The following is a 17,953-nucleotide window of genomic DNA, read 5'->3' as shown; positions in this document are numbered from 1 at the left end:
TCTGGGTCTTGGAACCTTCGGACGATAGGAAACGGGGGGGCGACCGTCTTTCACGATCCTGCGGAAATTGCAGCGGCTTGCGGCGGCAGACCAGGGACTTACCCGTGCAGGCGGCGCAGGGTGCTGGGGGTGGTGCCCAGGTGGCGGCGCATCTGCGTCGTCAGGTGCGACTGGCTGGCGAAGCCGCATTGGCCGGCGATTTCGGCGATGGAGTGGTCGCCGCAGCGGGCCAGGGCGCGCGCGGCGGCGTCGAGCCGCACACGCTGCACATACGTGTGCGGGGTGGTGCCGAAGCTGGCCTTGAACAGCCGCGCGAAGTGGAAGGGGCTGAGCCGGAGTTCGTCCGCCAGCCGGTCGAGCGTGAGCTTCTCGCCGAACGCCTCGGCGACGAAATCGACGATGCGCCGCCGCTGGTCGGGTGCCAGCGTCTGGACAGCGGCGGCGCGGGCGGGTGCCGGGCCAGCGTGGTCGGCGTGGAGCACCGCCAGCAAGGCCAGGCTCAGGCCGCGGGCATACAGCGGCCCGGTCGGCGTGCCCGCCAGCACTTCCTCGGCCAGTTGCAGGGCCAGCGTGCTCACCCGGTCGTCGAAGACCTCGTGCCGGGTGCGCAGCGGCAGCGACTGCAGCTCGCCGCCGGTCAGCGCCTGTACATCGGCATCGGGAAACAGGATCTCGATGCAGCGCCCCGCCTCGCCGGACCACTCCGCACGCTCGAAGTGCAGGCCCGCCTCGCAGACCTCGATCATCCGGGGGGCGGTGCGCAGGTCCAGGGTGTGCATCCCGCGCTGGTAGCGGCGGCGGCCCGCGCCGCTGTGCGCCACATAGATGCACGCGATCGGGTGGTGGTCGTGCTCGGTGGCGCCGCTGGCCGGGATCGGGCGCACCGCCACCGGCAGTCCGGCCGATCCCTGCGGACTGCAGGCCAGCACTTCACCTGGGTTGTTCGATGCAGCGAGTCCGTGCAGGGTCGTGAACAGCATGTCCGGCCAACAGGTAGGTCAGTGGAGGTGGGCACCTCGCGGCGCCCATCCGGTCCCATGCAGCAGGGTATCAGCGTCAGATCGCGCCGCCCATCACTTTCCCGAGAACGCCACCAGTGACTGGTTGTCCCGCGACGAGCCGCCCACGTAGAAGGTGAAGCTGCCGCTCGGGAGTTGCCATTGGTGCTTGCTGGTGTCCCAAACGGACAAGCGTTCGGCCTTGATCGTCAGGCTCACCGCCTGGCTTGCGCCGGCGGCCAGGCTGATCTTCTGCCATCCCACCAGACGCTTGGGCGGCTCGCCACTGTTGCTGGGCAGGCCGGCGTAGACCTGTGCCACCTCGGCACCGGCGCGGCCACCGATGTTCTTCAGCGTGAAATTGACCGTCAGGTTGCCGGCGGCGTCCATGCTGGTCTGAATGCCGGAGTAGCTGAAATCGGTGTACGAGAGGCCGTGACCGAAGGGGAACAGCGGCGTGATCTGGCGGGCGTCAAACCAGCGGTAGCCCATCGCCAAGCCTTCCAGGTACTGCACGTTCAGCGATGTCTTGGAAATGGCCGTCTGGGGAAGATCGGCCTCGCGAACCGGGAAGGTCTGCGGCAGTTTGCCGGACGGGTTGACATCGCCGAAGAGAACGTCCGCGATCGCCTGGCCGCCCTTCACGCCCGGATACCAGGCTTCCAGCACCGAGTTCACGTTGCCGACCCACGGCATGGTCACGGCGGTGCCGGTTTCCAGCACGACCACGGTCTGTTTGGCCTTGGCCGCCACCGCCGCAATGAGCGCGTTCTGGTCGTAGGACTGGTTGGCCGGGTCGGTGACCGCGTCGGGCAGGCTGAGGTTGCTCAGGTCCGCGTCTTCGGTCTGCCACTGCGTGCCGAAGACGATGGCCACGTCCGCCGCGGCGGCAGCCGTCGCCGCCGCAACCGCATCGTTGCCATCGAAATAGGTGACGGTGGCCGTCGGAGCCTTGGCGCGGATGGCGTCCAGCGGCGAGGACTTGTACCAGGTGGCGCAGGCATTGAACAGATTGAGGTTGCCCACCACGGTGCCAGGCTTCAGGCAAGGCACGGCATCGCCGTCGCGTGGGGCCACGGAGGCCGATCCACCGCCCGACAGCACGGCCACGTCGGCATGCCCGCCGATGACGACGATGCTGCGCACGCTGCCGGCATTCAGCGGGAGCGGCTTGCTGGTGGAGCCGGTGCTGGCCGTGTTCTTCAGCAGCACCATGGACTGCTGTGCGAACTTCAGCGCGGCGGCCGAGCCTGCGGCCTGGTCGATGGTGCCGCCGGCCTTCGGCGGCGACTCCAGAATCCCGACGCGGGCCAGCGTGCGCAGCTTGCGGAACACCATGTCGTTCAAGCGGCTGAGCGGCACCGAGCCGCTCTGGACGGCGGTCTTGAGCTTCTGGTTGAAGAAGGTGGGCCAACCGAAGATGCCGGCGCTGTCGTCCGGCGAGCCGGCTTGTTCTTCGTCCAGACCGGCGGTGGCGGCCTGGACGGTATCGGTCAAGGCCAGGAACCAGTCCGACTGCACCTTGCCCTTGAAGCCCCATTCCTTCTTCAGCACATCGGTCAGCAAATACGGGTTCTGGCAGGCATGCAGGCCATTGACCAGGTTGTACGAGCACATCACATTGCCCGGCTCGCCCTGCTTGACACCAATTTCGAAGGGCAGCAAGTACAGCTCGCGCATGGTGCGCTCGTCCACCTCGGAGTTGGACGTGAAGCGGTTGACTTCCTGATCGTTCAGCGCGTAATGCTTCAGCGTGGCCACGACCTTCTGGGAATGCGTGCCGATCGTGCGCTGGGCCACCAGCTCGCCGGCCAGCACGGGGTCTTCACCCATGTATTCGAAGTTGCGTCCATTGCGCGGTTCACGCGCCAGATTGACGCCACCGCCCAGGCCCTCGTAAAAGCCCAGCGCGCGCAGTTCCTTGGCAATCGTCTCGCCATACTCGAACGCCAGCTTCGGGTCCCAACTGGCGGCCAGGGCAATGGGTGCCGGCATGGGCGTGACATTCTTGCCCGTGACACCGACGCCTGCGGCCGAATCGGCCGTGTAGAGCTCTGGAATACCCAGTCTTGCAATGCCGGGAATCCAGCCCGCACCACCCACAGGTGAATTGCCGAAGCCATTGCCATGCACGAGCTGGATTTTCTCGTCCAGCGTCATCTGTGCCAACAAGGCCGAAGCTTTGTCGTCCGCAACGGTGTCTGCCGTCGGTTGGACCACGGTCGTCTGGGTGTTGTCGCCGCCGCCGCAGCCTGTCAAGGTGCAGGCCACCAGGGCGCCAGAAATCAGGGAAGTGAGGGTTGGGTTCATAGCTGTTCCGTCGTGCCGACCTCGGGGATCGTGCTGTTCTGCATGGCATGGCTTGGACCGACCAAGCACGATGCACTGTAGGGAGTCGGATCGCGGGACGTTTGACCGCTGGCGACAGCACTTGACCGCTGGGAGCAGGGACGTGCAAACCTAGGGAAACTCGCTAGGCCTGTGCTGTTGCAGCGCACGGTAGCGGCTGGGGGTCATGCCGCAGTGGCTGGAGAAAAAGCGTGAGAACGCGCTGAGCGCGGAGAAACCGAGTCGATGCGCGATTTCAGTGAGCGTCACTGTGCTTCCCGACAGCAGCCGCTGGGCCTCGGTGGCCCTGGAGTGCTCCATGACGTCCGAGAAACTGGTGTCTTCTTCGCGCAATCGACGCTGCAGGCTCCAGCGCGAGAGCCGGAATTCACCGCAGGCGGCTTCCAGCAGCATGCCTGGGTCGATGTCCGATGGCCGGCACCCAGCATGGCCGGCGTGGTCCGATCCGGCGTCGTGGAACACCTTGCTCAGCCAGTCCTCCAGCAACTTGCGCGTGGAGGGCGCTGGCTTGAATTGATCCATGGCGGCCTCGGCCATCGTCACATGGTGGTGGTGCAAGACGGGGTTGTGCTGGCGGTAAGGCTGGTCCGCATCGGGTGCCGTCAGCATCAAGCGGTTGTGTCTGGCGCCGAAGCGCACCACGCAGTCGTGCAACTCGCTGAAACACTGGCGTGGTGCGAAGGGCAAGCCAATCAGCTCGATGCTGGCAACGGCCGAGGTCTGCGGCAGGTAGTGCCGCGCCAGCAACTCGACCAGGGCGAAATGCCTGTAGGCGCACAACGAAGAACGCGCCGGACCCTCCATCCTGTACTCGAAAACCCAGCCATCCTGCTGACGATGCGCGATCAGCACGTCCACTTCGCCCATCAGGGACCGCAGCCGCAGCAGTTCACGAATGGCCCCGGTGAGCGACATGCTGTTGGCCAGCACGCTGGCGTAAGTCGGGAAGGCCTCCAGCCATTGGGGCCAGTCCATGCGCAATTCTTCCCGCACCAGTTGCAGTGGACCGAGCAGGTGCAGCAGGTGCAGGTGCTGGACGGCGGGGATGCGTCCCCGTGGATCGTGCAGCAACAGTTCGCTGATGCCGGCGTCGCGTCGTCGCGCCTGGGCCGCGCTGGCGCCTGCGTGGCTTTGCACCTGCCGCAGGATGAGGGCATCGACCTGGCTGCTGACGGTTCGGCCGTGCATGGGACGAACGTCCAGGTCTCTCGGTGTCGATGGCAATAACGATCAGTGGGTCAGTGGGTCAGTGGATGTGCGTGCCGCCGTTGACATCGATCGTGGCGCCCGTGACGAAGCCGGACAGCTCGGACGCCAGGAACAGGCACGCGCCCGCCGCTTCCCGCGTGGTGCCGGTGCGCTTCAGGGGGATGGCTTCGACGATGCCCTGCAGCCGTTCAGCGTTCAGCCCATCGAGCATCGGCGTGTCGATCATGGCCGGGCAGATCGCGTTGGCGCGGATGCCCAGCGGCCCGAACTCGCGGGCGATGCTGCGGGTCAGGCTGAGCATGCCGCCCTTGGACGCCGCGTAGTGCGGGCCACCGACCAGCCCGCCGCCACGCTGCGCGGCGAGCGACGCCACGTTGACGATGGTGCCCGAGCGGCGTTCGCGGAACACGCGCAGCACGCTCTGGCACAGGAAGAACGCGCCCTTGAGGTTGATGTCCAGCATGCGGTCCAGGTCCGCGGCGCTGATGTCGAGCAGCGGCTGGGACTGGACGATGCCGGCGGAGTTGACGAGGCAATCGAGGGTGCCGTGCTGTTCGACCACCTGGCGCACGGCCTGCTCGCAGTCGTCCGCGCTGCTGATGTCGCAGCGCAAGCCCTGCGCGGACACCGGGCGCTGCAGGCGGGTTTCCACCTCGGCCCGGAAGCCGCTCACCACCTGTTCGGTCATGAACAGGTCGAGCAGGACGACCTTGGCGCCGTGTTCGGCGAACAGCGCCGCCGTGGCGTAGCCGATGCTGCGCGGCGACGCTGCACCCGCGATCAGGCAAACCTTGTCCTTGAGCAACATGGGAATCTCTTTCAAAGTTCAGGAATATCAGGAGCAGGCATCTTCAGGCGCTGGCATCTCGCCGAGCACCCAGTCGGTCACGGAGCGGTGGCGCGGTGCCCAGCCCAGCTCGCGGCGTGCTCGCACGGCCCGGACGCGGCTGTTGCTGCCCAGCGAGAAATACGCGCGTGGCACACCCCAACGCTCGGCGGCCACGACCGGGTCCAGCGAGACCACGCCGGGCCGCCCGAGCCGCGTGGCGATGGCCGCGCCGAGATCGCCGAAGGACGCTTCGCCGTTCTCCGCGAAATAGAAAGCACCGGGTGGCGCCTGGTCGAGCACCAGCAGGTACAGCGCCACGAGGTCGTCGAGATGCACGTTCGACCACACGTTCAGGCCCTGGCCGACGACCTCGACCCGGCCCTGCGCACGGGCATTCGCGACGAGAAAAGGGATCTGCACGCTGTCCCGCTTGAGTCCGTGGCCGACGCCGTAGACGAGGCTGGGGCAGATCACTGCGCTGCGCACCCCCTGCGTTGCCGCCGCGAGCACGCACAGGTCGATGTCGCGGCGGGCCTGCTTGCGTGGGTCCACGGCGAGCGGGGTGTCTTCGTCGAAGACGGGGCCGGACGGTGCCTGACCACGGGCATCGTCGCCGACCACGCTGGCGCCGCTGGTGTGGATCAGCGGCTTGGACGACCCGGCCAGTCCGGCGATGAGCGCGTGGACGCTCGGCGCGTGGTCGGCGCTGGCGGTGTGGACCACGCCGTCCGAGCGCCGCGCCTCGCCGCTCAGCAGCGCGGTGTCGTCGAGGCTGCCCAGCACGGGTTCCATGCCTCGGGATTCGAGGAACGCCGCCGCCTCGGCGCTGCGCACGAGGCCGCGCACCCGGTGGCCAGCTTCGGCCAACCGCAGGGCGACGGAGCCGCCGATGTAGCCCGTCGCGCCGGTGAGGAACAGGGTGGCCATGGGCGGGGCTACTTCGCGAAACCGATCGACAGGGCCGGCACGGCCGCCACCACCACGGTGCCGACCAGCAACGCGAGCAGGTAGCCCAGGATGGGCCGCATCCCCACGCTCGGGCTGACGCGGCTGATGGCGCAGGCGGCGTAGTAGCCGACGCCGAACGGCGGCGCGAACAAGCCGATGCCCATCGCCAGCACCACCACCATCGAGTAATGGACATCGTGGACGCCGAACTGCTTGGCGATCGGGAACAGCAGCGGCCCGAAGACCACGATGGCCGGGATGCCCTCCAGCACGCTGCCCAGCACGACAAACGCCAGGATCGACACGGCCAGGAAACCAGCCGTGCCTCCGGGCAACTGCGTCATGGCCTGTGCCAACTGCCGCGAGAAGCCCGATTGCGTCAGTGCCCAGGCCATGCCGGTGGCCGTGCCGATGATGAGCAGGATCGCGCCCGACAAGGCCGCGGTGTCCACCAGCGCCGGCCACAGCTTGCGCCAGTCCAGTTGGCGGTACAGCAGGGCGCCCGCCAGGATCGCGTAGGCGATGCCGATGGTCGAGACCTCGGTGGCGGTGGCGATCCCTTCCACCACCGCGGCCCGGATGATGAAGGGCAAGGCCAGCGCCGGCAGCGCGACCAGCAGCGTGTGCCCGATCTCGCCCCAACTGGCGCGCACCATGCCGGTGAGCGCGACCTTGCGGTTGCGCCACCAGACGACGAAGCACAGCAGCACCGCCAGCACCAGCGCCGGCACCAGCCCCCCGGCGAACAGCGCCGCGATGGAGATGCCCGTGACCGAGCCGATGGTGATCAGCACGATGCTGGGCGGGATGGTCTCGGTCTGCGCGCCGGTCGCCGCGAGCAGCGCCACCATCTCGCCCTCGGGCATCCCGCGCTTGCGCATCTCGGGGAAGAGCACCGGGGCGAGCGCGGCCATGTCGGCCGCCTTGGAGCCGGAGATGCCGGACACGAGGTACATGCCCCCGACCAGCACATACGACAAGCCGCCGCGCACATGGCCCAGCAGCGAGGCCAGAAAGCGCACCATCGCCTTGGCCATGCCGGACAACTCCAGCACCACGCCGAGGAACACGAACAGCGGCACCGCCAGCAGCACCAGGTGCGCCATGCCCTCGTCCATGCGGCCGACGATGACGATGGTGGGCTTGGACGTGGCGAGCGCGATGTAGCCGAAAGTGGCCAGCCCGAAGGCGAAGGCGATCGGCACCCCGCTCAGCACCAGCGCCGCGACGATGAAGACGAAGAAGATGAGCAGGTTGACATTGCCCAGCGACTGGAACAGCGGGCGCATCACCCAGAGCACCGCCACCGCCGTCGCCACCACGGCCAGCGCCGCGAGCAGGCGCCGCCAGTCGGTGACTTCCGCGAGTTTCAGCAGCGCCGACAAGCCCATCAGCACGATGCCGCACGGCAGCGCCGCCGCGCGCCACGCATTCGAGATTTCAAGCGAGGGGGTCGTGACGATGGCTTCTTCGATGGCGAACTCGAAGGCGCCGTGGCCGATCAGCAGCAGGAACGTGCCGGCGGCCACGGTGGCGAGCAGGTCCAGGAAGGCCCGCGTTTCGGGTGAAGCCATGTCCACCAGCGCCGTCATCCGCATGTGCGCGGAGCGGCGCAGGGCGATCACGGACCCCAGCATTGCCAGCCACAGGAACATCATCGCCGCCAGCTCGTCCGACCAGGTCAGCGGTCGGTGCAAGGCGTAGCGGCTCACGACCCCCGCCAGCAGCACCAGGATTTCCAGCAGCACGAGGAGCGCGGCCGGCACCTCCGTGAGCCACCCCAGCAGGCGATCCGCCGCCGCGACGCCGCGGCGCCAAGGGGTCGTTGCGAGAGACGGGTCCGATGGCCCTTGGCCCGGTGCGTGGGAGGTGTGCATGGGTCAGGCCAGCTTGCCGCTGTACTTTTCGAGCAGTGCCCAGGCTTCCGGGCCGAACTTCTTCTGCCAGTCGGTGTAGTAGCCCGCCTTTTGCAGCGTGTCGCGGAAGGGCTTGCCGTCCACGGTGTTGAACTGCATGCCGGCGCCCTTGAGCTTGGCTTCCAGCGATGCGTTCAGTGCCTCGTGCGCGGCGCGTTGCTTGAGGGCGTGGGCGTCGAAGATGCGGGTGGCCAGGGCACGCAGGTCGTCCGGCAGCGCCGCCCAGTTGCGCTTGTTGCCCACCAGCGAGAAGCAGTCCCACATGTGCGAGGTGTACGAGCAGTACTTCTGCACCTCGTAGAGCTTGGTGGCGTCGATGGTCGGCAGCGCGTTTTCCTGCCCATCGACGACCTTGGTCTGCAGCGCGGTGTACAGCTCGCCGATCGGCACCGTGGTCGGCGAGGCGCCCAGGCCCTTGAACAGCGAGGTCGAGTTCGGGCTGGCGGGCACGCGGATCTTCATGCCCTCCAGGTCCTTGGGCGAGGTGATCGGCTTGGACGCATGGGTGATCTGGCGGAAGCCGTGGTCGAACACCTTGCCGACCGGCACGACCCCGATCTTGTCGAACAGTCCGCGGACGTGCGCGCCCAGCTCGCCGTCCATCGCCTTCCAGACCGTGGCGTAGTCGGGAAACGCGAAGGCGAGCGTGTTGATGGACACCACCGGGATCAGGTTGCCCCAGATCTGGTTGGCGGTGCAAACGAAGTCGATCGCGCCGGAGCGGACCTGCGACACCGTGTCGGTGTCGCTGCCGAGTTGCCCGTTGGGGTAGACCTCCATCGTCAGTCGGCCGCCCGATTCCTTGAGGATCTCGGCGCAGGCGGCCTTCAGGGCGGCGCTGGTCGGGTGGCTCTCGGGCAGGGAAATCGCGATCTTGAGGTTGAACTTGTTGGCTTGGGCCAGCGCGACGCCAGGGACGAGGGCGGCGGCGGCCAGCCCCCCAAGCTGCTGGAGGACGGCGCGGCGTGCGGGGGTGGAACGGGTGGTGTTCATGGTCAGGGTCTCCTGAATCGGTGTGGATGGCGAGGGATGGCTCAACTCAACTCAGCTCAGTTCAGGTAACGCGCAGCCGGCGTCTGGACGCCGTTGCGGGGCGCGTCCACGCACTTGAAGCTGCTGGCCTTGCTGGCGTCCCCGCTCTGGTAGGTCGGCACCTTGGGGTAGGCGCAGATCGGGCGTTCCATGGCCACGGTCGTGCCGGCGGCGTCGGCGTAGCGGGTGGCGATCACGCTGTCGGGCGCGGTCTTGTTCTCCACCCAGTCCACCATCTTCAGCAGGATGTCGTGGTCGGCGTCCTTGGGCACGTACTGCGAGTACGACTGCCCGAAGTCGCCCACGCCCGGCCCGCCGGTGATGCTGCTGCAGTGGCCCATGCCCGGCACCAGGAAGTAGCGGAAGAAGTTCTGCGTGGCGGCGAGGTCGCCCCCTTGGGCCTGCACCGTGCGCTCGTAGTAGTCGATCGCGCTGGCATACGGCACACCGGGGTCGGCCGTGCCGGTGAACATCGCCAGCTTGCCGCCGTTGGCCTTGAAGCGCGACAGGTCGGTGTCGTTGGCGTTCATGATCGACGCCAGACGGGCGTCCGCCGTGTCCATGTCGCGGTCCATGTCGAAGGTGGCGTAGTTCCAGGCGGAACCCGACGCCCACTTGAACATGTAGAACTGCTGGGCGGGCCAGGACGTGGTGTCGCCCTGGAAGCCCAGACCGAGCACGGCGCTTTCCGAGCCGACCGGCAGGCCGGAGAAGATGCGCTCGCCGGTGCGCGGGTTGACCGGGCCGTTCCAGGTGGCTTTCAGCGCGGTCAACTGGGGCACGGTCAGGCAGGTGTCGCTGTCGGTGCCAGCGCACTTGGGCAGCGTCTCGGGGTCGAAGCTGCAGCGGCGCGGGTCGGTGAGGAAGGTGTCGGTCGGGGCGCCGCCGTCCTTGCCCACGCAGGCCGCCAGCACCTTGGCCGTGACCATGTTGAGCTTGGCCTGCGAGAGCGCCGCGCCGGGGGCGGTGAGGGCCTGCAGGTTGTGGATGAACATCGTGTGCAGGTGCGTGCGGTTGTTGGCCGGGGCGCCGGCGACGATGCCGTGGTAATCGTCGGGGTAACGCTGGGCGATCGACAGCGCCTGCTGGCCGCCGGTGGAGCAGCCCTGGAAGTACGAGGTGCGCGGCGCGGCCTTGTAGTAGGCCGTGGCCAGCGCCTTGCCGGTGACGGTCATCTCGTGGTTGGCGCGGTAGCCGAAATCGCGCCAGCGTTCGGGGTGGTCGATGGCCAGGTTCGCGTCCGGCGCGGTGCCCAGGTCGGTGTTGGCGGACGCGAAGCCGCGCTTCAAGCCTTCCGCCATGCCGGTGATGTAGGCGATGCTGCCCCCGCCGCCACCGTTGCCGGTGCCCAGGAAGCGGCCGTTCCAGTTCTGGCGCGGCATCCAGACCTCGACGTTGACGCTGGAGTCGGTGGACGGCTGCATCAGCGCGGTGACGCGGCAGAACGCGGGCAGGCCAGTCACGGGGCCGGGCTGGCCGGGCGGGGTGTAGTCGCCAGCGGGGATGGCCGCGGCCGTCAGCACCTTGCCGCCCGCCAGTGTCGTGCCCACGAGGCTTTCGCACGCAACCTTCTCGGCGTTGCTGGTGGTCGTGCTGGTGTCATCGCTGCCGCCGCCGCAGGCTGCGAGCAGCAGGGGCAGCAGCAGGAAGGGCACGCCGGCCAGCCGTGGCTGTGGCTGTGATGGGAAGAGGGAATGGGATGTCATGGCTTGTCTCCGTTGTTCTGTGGTTCTGTGTGCATGGGTACATGGGCACGGCAGGGGTGGCGGCCCTTACCGGGGGTCGAACACGCCGGGCTGGTGGATCTCGATCACATGGCCATCCGGGTCGTGCAGGAAGACCTGGTGCCAGCCGGGAATGGCCCAGCAGCCGTAGTCCGAGTAGCGGATGCCCAGCGCGTCGCAGCGGCGCATGAAGCCCTGGATGTCGTCCGTGCGGAAGCAGAAGTGGCCATGGCCCATCGGGTTGACGAATTTCTTCATCTTGAAACCGGTGTCCAGGTCGCGCTCGGCCCAGTGGAACTCGATGTCCCCGTCGGTCAGGAAATCGACATTGCCGGTGTAGGCACGGTCTGCGCGCACGCCACTCACGACGGTGTGTTCCTGGTCCTGGATGGTCCCCAGGTCGAACAGCGTCTTGTAGAACTTGGTCAGGCGCGGCAGGTTGTCCGTGCAGAGGTTCATGTGGTGGAACTTGAAGTTCATGGCGGTCCTGTGTGGCGGTGAGAATTGCTTGCAATGATTCACCCATGAAGATGACAAATCATTGGTAAAAACACCTAAGCCGCAAAAATGGACTTTCTTGGCAGATGGCGGCCCAATGCTTTTCGATGACTTTCATTGAAGAACATGCAGTTTCATCCATGACACAGAACCTGATGCACCCCCAAGCCACGGCTGACGCGGGGGAGTCCGCCGCAGTGCAGCGGGAAGAGACCTGTGCCCTGTCCACCGTGCGCCGGGTCGCGGCCATGCTCGATCTGGACCCCGACGGCGTGTTGGCGGGACAGGCGCTGCCCCGTGGCTGGCAGTTCGTGCTGCTGGGGGCCGACACGCGGCGCTCGGCGCTGCGCGGCGATGGTTTTCCGGGGCTGGGCGTGCCGATGCCGGACCTCGGGCTGCCGCGCCTGATGCTGGGCAGCCGGACGGTCGCGTTCCACGGGGACATCCCGGTCGGCGCCTCGGTGGTGCGCTCCAGCGGACTCCAGAGCCTCGTGCGCAAGACCACGGCGTCCGGCCCGATGGCGGTGGTCAAGATCGCGCACACGCTGCGGCTGGCCTCGTCGTCCGAGCCGGCACTGGTCGAGACCCAGACGTACCTGCTGCTGCCACCTCGGCCACCCGGTGCCGGTGCCGGTGCTGCTGAAGCCGCGCCCGCCGCGGCTCCGCAGGCCGCGCACCTGAAAACCGCCGTGCCCGACGAGACGCTGCTGTTCCAGTATTCGGCGCTGGGCTTCAATTCGCACCGCATCCACCTCGACCGCGACCACGCCCGCACGGTCGAAGGCTTTCCCGATCTGGTCGTCAATGGCGGGCTGTGTACGCTGCTGCTGACCGAGTTCCTGCGGCGTGACCTGGGTGTGGTGCCGGCCGCGCTGTCGGTGCGGCACCTGGCGCCGCTCTACTGCAACCGCCCCGTCACCCTGACCGCCGATCCGGAACCGGATGCGTCGGGCGGACACTGGCGGCTCAAGGCATACGACGATCAGAACCATCTGGCCGTCGAGATGGAGGTCAAGCTCTGATGGCATTCGAACCACTCAAGGGCGTGCGCGTCCTCGACCTGACCAGCGTCGTGGTCGGCCCGGTCTGTACCTGGCGGCTGGGCCAGTACGGCGCCGAGGTCATCAAGGTCGAGGCCCCCGAGGGCGACCTGATGCGTGGCCTGGGCGGCCTGTCGCCCACCGGCCAGCACTCGGGCACCTACCTGCACTTCAACCGCGGCAAGCGCAACATCTGCCTCGACCTGAAGCAGCCCGGCGCCCGCGAGGCCGTGGCGCGGCTGGTCGAATCGGCCGACGTGGTCGTGGCCAACATGCGTCCGCAGGCACTGGCGCGGCTGGGGCTGGACGCGGCGACCGTGCGGGCGAAGCATCCCGACAAGGTCTACTGCCTGATCACCGGCTACGGCACCGACGGCCCGTATGCCGGTCTGCCCACCTACGACAGCGTCGTGCAGGGCGTCTCGGGCATCGCCGGGCTGATGCAGGCGCGTGACGGGGCGCCGGCCTATGTGCCGCTGCTGATCTGCGACCACGTTGCGGGCGAGATCGCCGCCGGCGCCATCCTCGCCGCATGGGTCGAGCGCCGCACCAGCGGGCAAGGCTGCAGCATCGAGGTGCCGATGTTCGAGACCATGGCCGCCTTCGTGCTGCAGGAGCACCTCGCGCAGCACAGCTTCGACCCGCCCGTCGGCCCGCCCGGCGATCTGCGCCTGCTCAGCCCGCACAACAAGCCGGTGAAGACGGCGGACGGCTGGATCTCGTTCACGGTCAACACCGACCCGCAGGTGCGCGCTTTCCTCGTCGCCACCGACCGGGCGCACCTGCTGGACGATCCGCGCTTCACCAGCGTGGCGGCGCGGGCGCGGCATGTGGGCGAGTGGTTCGAGGTCCGCGGCGCCGCGCTGAGCAGCCGCACCACGGCACAGTGGCTCGCCATCCTGCAGGGTGCCGATCTGGCCGCCCAGCCCTGCCACACCCTGGACACGCTGCCCGACGACCCACACCTCACCGCCGTCGATCTGATCGCCTACGAGCAGCACCCCACCGAGGGCCGCACCGCCGCGATCCGCTCCTCGATCCGGGTCGGTGACGCCCACCTCCCGCGGCGCACGCCCGCCCAGCCCCGCGGCGCGGATACGCGGGCACTGCTGGAGGAGCTGGGCTACGGCGCCGAGGCGATCGAGGCGCTGCTGGCCTCGGCGGCCGCGCAAGTGCCCCGCAGCGGTTGAGTCCATCGGGTCGTCGCGCAGCGTGCGGGACAATGGTGGCCGCGCACGATGCGATGGACAGACAGCCGATGGAGCATGGATGAAGGACGACGCCAAGGACACCACGGGAACGGGCACGGGCACCGGCCCTGCCGCTGAAGCCGAGGCGCGCGCGTATGCGGCGCCGGCACTCGAAAAGGGCCTCGACATCCTGGAGATGCTCTGCCGCAGCGAGCAGCCGCTGACGCAGAAGGACATCGCGCAGCGCCTGGGCCGCAGCGTCGGCGAGATCTACCGGATGGTGGCGTGTCTCGTGAACCGCGACTACGTGACGCTGGTGGACGAGAACACCTACGGCGTCACCACCAAGCTGTTCGAGCTGTCGCACGTTTATCCGCCGACGCACCGGCTGCTGTTCGAGGCCACGCCGATCATGCAGCGCCTGGCCAGCGAACTCGACCAGTCCTGCCACCTCACCGTCTACGGCCAGGGCAAGCAGGTGGTGCTGTGCAAGGTGGACACGCCCAGCGGCATGGGCTTCGCGGTGCGGGCGGGGGCGGAGCTGGATGTGCTCATCTCGGCGTCGGGCCGGGTGCTGCTGGCCTTCCAGGACGAGGAAACGCGCAAGCTGCACATCGAGGAATCGCTGCAGCGCCGCCCCGAGCAGGCCGATCCGCAGATTGACAGCACGCTCGCCGCGATCCGCATGGCCGGCTACGAATCGATTCCCAGCGTGCAGGTGCGCGGTCTGTACGCCGTCAGTTTCCCGGTGCTGGATGCCCAGGGGCGTGCCGTCGCGGCATTGACCGTGCCCTACGCCGAGCGGATCGACCAGCTCCGGCGCAAGTCGATTCCCGAGGTGACGGCCGCATTGGGCTTGGCCGCGCGCAAGTTGTCGTCACGCATCGGTGGCATGGCCGAACGGCCCGCCAGACTCTGAACACCAGGACCACCTGCACATGGACATGAACATGGACATCCACACCCTGCGCAAACTGGTTGCGCGCGACGGCACCCGCAGCTTCCTCGAAACCCTCGACATCCACACGGGCGAGCGCACCGTGCGCAAGACCTTCGACGTGGTGATCGAGGCGCCGAACTGGACCCGCGACGGCCGCCGCCTCGTCTACAACAGCCAGGGCCGGATGCACGCCTTCGAGTTGGCGACGGGCGAGGTCAGCGCCATCGACACCGGCTTCGCCACCGACTGCAACAACGACCACGTCCTCTCGCCGGACAACACGCAGCTCGCGATCAGCCATTTCACGAACGAGGACGCCGCCTCGCGCATCTACACGCTGCCGCTGGGCGGTGGCGCCCCCGTGCTGGTGACGCCGCAAGGCCCGAGCTACCTGCACGGCTGGTCCCCGGACGGTGCGCGGCTGGCCTACTGCGCCGAACGCGGCGGGCAGTACGACATCTACACCATCGGCGTCCACGGCGGCCCGGAAACCCGGCTCACCGACACCCCCGGACTCGACGACGGCCCGGAGTATTCGCCCGACGGCCGCTCGATCTGGTTCAACTCCACCCGCAGCGGCCTGATGCAACTCTGGCGCATGGACGCGGACGGTGGCAACCCGACCCACATGGTGCAGGAGGACGCCAACGGCTGGTTCCCGCACGTCTCGCCGGACGGGCAGTGGGTGGCCTATGTCGCCTATGGCAAGGACGACGTGGCCCCCGGCGACCACCCGCCCGACAAGTGGGTGGAACTGCGTGTGGTGCCGGCCAGCGGTGGGGTCTCGCGGACGCTGGTGAAGCTGTTCGGCGGCCAGGGCACGCTCAACGTCAACTCCTGGGCGCCGGACAGCCGGACGCTGGCCTTCGTGTCCTACGAGCGCATGGGGTGAAGTGAGGCGGCCAAGCGGTTGGCGTGACCCAGCCCCTGGTCCATACAGGGAGGTCGGGAGGGGGGCCTTCGGGGTCAGCAGACCTCACAACCCGCGCACCTCGCTCGCGGTGCAGGGCTATCTTTGCTCGGTCGGGCTGGCGGTCGGCGGTGGCACGGGTTGCCGCTCCACCTGCTCCAGCGTCGGATCGAGACAGGCCCACGTCGGCGCGCTGCTGGTCCAGATGTTCATCGTCGGCTTGACTGACGACGTATCGTCCAGTATTCGCTGGTCGGGCCGTCGATGTCGAGTGCTGCGGTCGGCACCATGATGTTGACCGTGCCGTTGGCCGCCAGATGCTGGCAGTCGCGGCACCAGCAGATTCTGGTGGCGACCGGTTCAGCGGAGAGGCGGAAGCGGAAGGCGCCGCAGAGGCATTTTCCGAGGCGGGTAGTCATGGGGTTTTTAACGCCGATTCCAGCGCACGAAGTGCGCGGTATTGCAACGATTTGTTAATCGATATTATCGAACCACAACTCGTCACGATTGAGTAAGCTAATTGATGTGGCGGGCATAGAACATATTGTGGTTGCTTCGCCATTATTAAATTCGTCTAAATCGACAAGCACTATTCTGGATCCATTATCTTCTTTTGGCATAACAATAAATACCACGTTTATTTCAGATCCTGGGGACTTATTTTTGCAAAATGATACTAGCGCCCTATATTTTCCAATTTCTTCATCCGTTAGCTTAAATAACGTCCCATTATCAGTTACATGGTACTTTGCATCAAAAAGCATAAATCCGCCATTGAACTCCGCAATAAAATCCGGCCTTTTGCCTCCGTGCATTTTTAATTCGGAGGACAAGGTATTTTTGCCTTGTTCGATGCTCTCATATTTGATTCCGTATGCTTTCAACCATTTTCCAGCATATTCTTCTCCGTCAATTCCTGCAAGACGCGAATTTTTCTTTCGTAATGCCGATCGAAGCTTGTCCATGGGAGTCATTTTTAAATCCTTACTATTTTAGTGCAGTATGTGCGGAACACCTTGCTGGCGTAACAGCCTCTTTGCTGAGTATCAGCTTGTCGGCAAAGCAACTCAAGTCCGCGTAACCATTGAGTTTTTTATTGGTCTTGCAAGTTTTTGCCTTCGTATAAATTACCCTAAACCACGCGCCCTGCGTAACTCGATACGCCGCCACAAGGCCATACAGCATATCGAATCTGTCATTTCAGGTCTACGCTCGTCATCCCGCCACCAACCCCAACGCCAACCGATCATGCCGCTCCACCAGCGGCCCCAGATCCACCGTCGTCAACTCCCCCTCGCGCACCAGCACCCGCCCCCCGACGATGTTCCACGCGACCGACGGACTCGCGCACAGCAGCAGCGCCGCCAGCGGGTCATGCACCGCGCCGCCGGCCATCGCCAGCCCGCCCGTGGGCCACAGCACCAGATCGGCCGCCATCCCCACCGACAGGTGCCCGATGTCATCCCGGCCGAGCACCTTCGCGCCGCCCCGCGTGGCGATCTCCAGCGCATCCCGCGCCGTCATCTCCGCCGGCCCGAGGTCGCAGCCGTAGCGCAGCACGCCGCCCGCGTCCATCTCCGGCGGCTGCATCGCCCGCCCGACCCGCGCCAGCAGCAGCGCCTGCCGCGCCTCGTTCAGCAGGTGCGCCGCGTCGTTGCTCGCGCTGCCGTCCACGCCGAGGCCGACCGGCACGCCCGCGTTCAGCATCCGCCGGATCGGCGCGATCCCCGACGCCAGCCGCATGTTGCTGCACGGGCAGTGCGCGACCCCCGTGCCGGTCGCGGCGAAGCGGGCCAGGCCGTGCGCGTCGAGCTTGACGCAGTGCGCGTGCCACACGTCCTCGCCCAGCCAGCCCACGCTCTCGGCGTACTCCGTGGGCGTCATGCCGAACTTGAACTGGCTGTAGGCGAGGTCGTGGTCGTTCTCGGCCAAGTGGGTGTGCAGCCGGGCGCCGAGGCTGCGGGCGAGTGCCGCCGAGTCGCGCATCAGCTCGCGGCTCACTGAAAACGGCGAGCACGGCGCCGCCACCACGCGCAGCCGGCTGTAGCGGCCGTTGTCGTTGTAGGCATCGATCAGCCGCTGCGTGTCGATGAGGATGGCGTCCTCGCGCTCGACGAGGTGGTCCGGCGGCAACCCGCCCGCCGACTCGCCCACGCTCATGCTGCCCCGCGCGGCGTGGAAGCGCATGCCGACCTGCTGCGCCGCCTCGATCTGGTGGTCCAGCGTCACGCCGTTCGGAAAGAGGTAGAGGTGGTCCGAACTCGTCGTGCAGCCCGACAGCAGCAGCTCGGCCATGGCGACCTGCGTCGAGACCTGCACCATCTCCGGCGTCAGCCCGGCCCAGATCGGGTAGAGCGTCTTCAGCCAGCC

The 17,953-nt window shown here is 67.1% G+C and carries 16 protein-coding genes; 4 read left to right on the top strand and 12 right to left on the bottom strand.

What is annotated here, in order from left to right:
• Positions 1–98: 98 nt before the first annotated feature.
• The 9 genes from QZW52_RS05945 to QZW52_RS05905 form a co-directional block, all read right to left on the bottom strand.
• Positions 99–980, bottom strand: a complete 882-nt coding sequence (locus tag QZW52_RS05945; RefSeq protein WP_293996303.1) for an AraC family transcriptional regulator — start codon at positions 978–980, stop codon at positions 99–101.
• Positions 981–1,073: 93 nt separating this feature from the next.
• Positions 1,074–3,308, bottom strand: coding sequence for a beta-glucosidase family protein (locus tag QZW52_RS05940; RefSeq protein WP_293996301.1), 2,235 nt, complete (start codon positions 3,306–3,308; stop codon positions 1,074–1,076).
• 150 nt (positions 3,309–3,458) lie between these two features.
• Complete coding sequence (locus tag QZW52_RS05935) at positions 3,459–4,571, bottom strand: helix-turn-helix transcriptional regulator (protein WP_293996299.1); 1,113 nt, start codon at positions 4,569–4,571, stop codon at positions 3,459–3,461.
• Between the two features lie 22 nt (positions 4,572–4,593).
• A complete protein-coding gene (locus tag QZW52_RS05930; protein ID WP_293996297.1) occupies positions 4,594–5,364 on the bottom strand; it encodes an SDR family NAD(P)-dependent oxidoreductase in 771 nt (256 codons plus the stop codon).
• A gap of 27 nt (positions 5,365–5,391) precedes the next feature.
• Entirely contained in the window at positions 5,392–6,312 is a 921-nt protein-coding gene (locus QZW52_RS05925) for an NAD-dependent epimerase/dehydratase family protein (protein ID WP_293996295.1), read from the bottom strand.
• A gap of 8 nt (positions 6,313–6,320) precedes the next feature.
• On the bottom strand, positions 6,321–8,210 hold the full coding sequence (locus QZW52_RS05920; RefSeq protein ID WP_293996293.1) for a TRAP transporter large permease: 1,890 nt from the start codon (positions 8,208–8,210) through the stop codon (positions 6,321–6,323).
• Positions 8,211–8,213: 3 nt separating this feature from the next.
• Positions 8,214–9,242 carry a TRAP transporter substrate-binding protein gene (locus QZW52_RS05915; RefSeq protein ID WP_293996291.1) on the bottom strand — a complete coding sequence of 343 codons (1,029 nt, stop codon included), beginning with the start codon at positions 9,240–9,242 and terminating at the stop codon, positions 8,214–8,216.
• Between the two features lie 56 nt (positions 9,243–9,298).
• Positions 9,299–10,987, bottom strand: a complete 1,689-nt coding sequence (locus tag QZW52_RS05910) for a tannase/feruloyl esterase family alpha/beta hydrolase (RefSeq protein WP_293996289.1) — start codon at positions 10,985–10,987, stop codon at positions 9,299–9,301.
• Between the two features lie 66 nt (positions 10,988–11,053).
• Entirely contained in the window at positions 11,054–11,485 is a 432-nt protein-coding gene (locus tag QZW52_RS05905) for a VOC family protein (RefSeq protein ID WP_293996287.1), read from the bottom strand.
• A 173-nt stretch (positions 11,486–11,658) separates the two neighbouring features.
• On the opposite strand from QZW52_RS05905, the gene QZW52_RS05900 reads away from it, so the two are divergent.
• The 4 genes from QZW52_RS05900 to QZW52_RS05885 all read left to right on the top strand — a co-directional run bounded on the left by QZW52_RS05900 (position 11,659) and on the right by QZW52_RS05885 (position 15,565).
• On the top strand, positions 11,659–12,525 hold the full coding sequence (locus QZW52_RS05900) for an HTD2 family dehydratase (protein WP_293996285.1): 867 nt from the start codon (positions 11,659–11,661) through the stop codon (positions 12,523–12,525).
• Positions 12,525–13,733 (top strand): CaiB/BaiF CoA transferase family protein, encoded by a 1,209-nt coding sequence (locus QZW52_RS05895; RefSeq protein ID WP_293996283.1) that lies wholly within the window; start codon positions 12,525–12,527, stop codon positions 13,731–13,733. The genes QZW52_RS05900 and QZW52_RS05895 overlap by 1 nt, the downstream gene beginning before the upstream one ends.
• Positions 13,734–13,812: 79 nt before the next feature.
• On the top strand, positions 13,813–14,652 hold the full coding sequence (locus tag QZW52_RS05890) for an IclR family transcriptional regulator (protein WP_293996281.1): 840 nt from the start codon (positions 13,813–13,815) through the stop codon (positions 14,650–14,652).
• A 19-nt stretch (positions 14,653–14,671) separates the two neighbouring features.
• Positions 14,672–15,565 (top strand): TolB family protein, encoded by an 894-nt coding sequence (locus tag QZW52_RS05885; protein WP_293996279.1) that lies wholly within the window; start codon positions 14,672–14,674, stop codon positions 15,563–15,565.
• 227 nt (positions 15,566–15,792) lie between these two features.
• Here the strand turns inward: QZW52_RS05885 and QZW52_RS05880 are convergent, their stop codons facing one another.
• The 3 genes from QZW52_RS05880 to QZW52_RS05870 all read right to left on the bottom strand — a co-directional run.
• Entirely contained in the window at positions 15,793–16,002 is a 210-nt protein-coding gene (locus QZW52_RS05880) for a GFA family protein (RefSeq protein ID WP_293996277.1), read from the bottom strand.
• A gap of 54 nt (positions 16,003–16,056) precedes the next feature.
• On the bottom strand, positions 16,057–16,548 hold the full coding sequence (locus QZW52_RS05875) for a hypothetical protein (protein ID WP_293996275.1): 492 nt from the start codon (positions 16,546–16,548) through the stop codon (positions 16,057–16,059).
• A 250-nt stretch (positions 16,549–16,798) separates the two neighbouring features.
• Positions 16,799–17,953 (bottom strand): 8-oxoguanine deaminase (locus QZW52_RS05870; protein WP_293996273.1); only part of this gene is annotated, 1,155 nt, incomplete at its 5' end.

It is taken from the genome of Sphaerotilus sp. (assembly GCF_013299175.1).
GTDB lineage: Bacteria > Pseudomonadota > Gammaproteobacteria > Burkholderiales > Burkholderiaceae_C > Sphaerotilus.
Note: the sequence above shows the minus strand (reverse complement) of the source record. Positions and strands in the feature narration are given on the sequence as shown.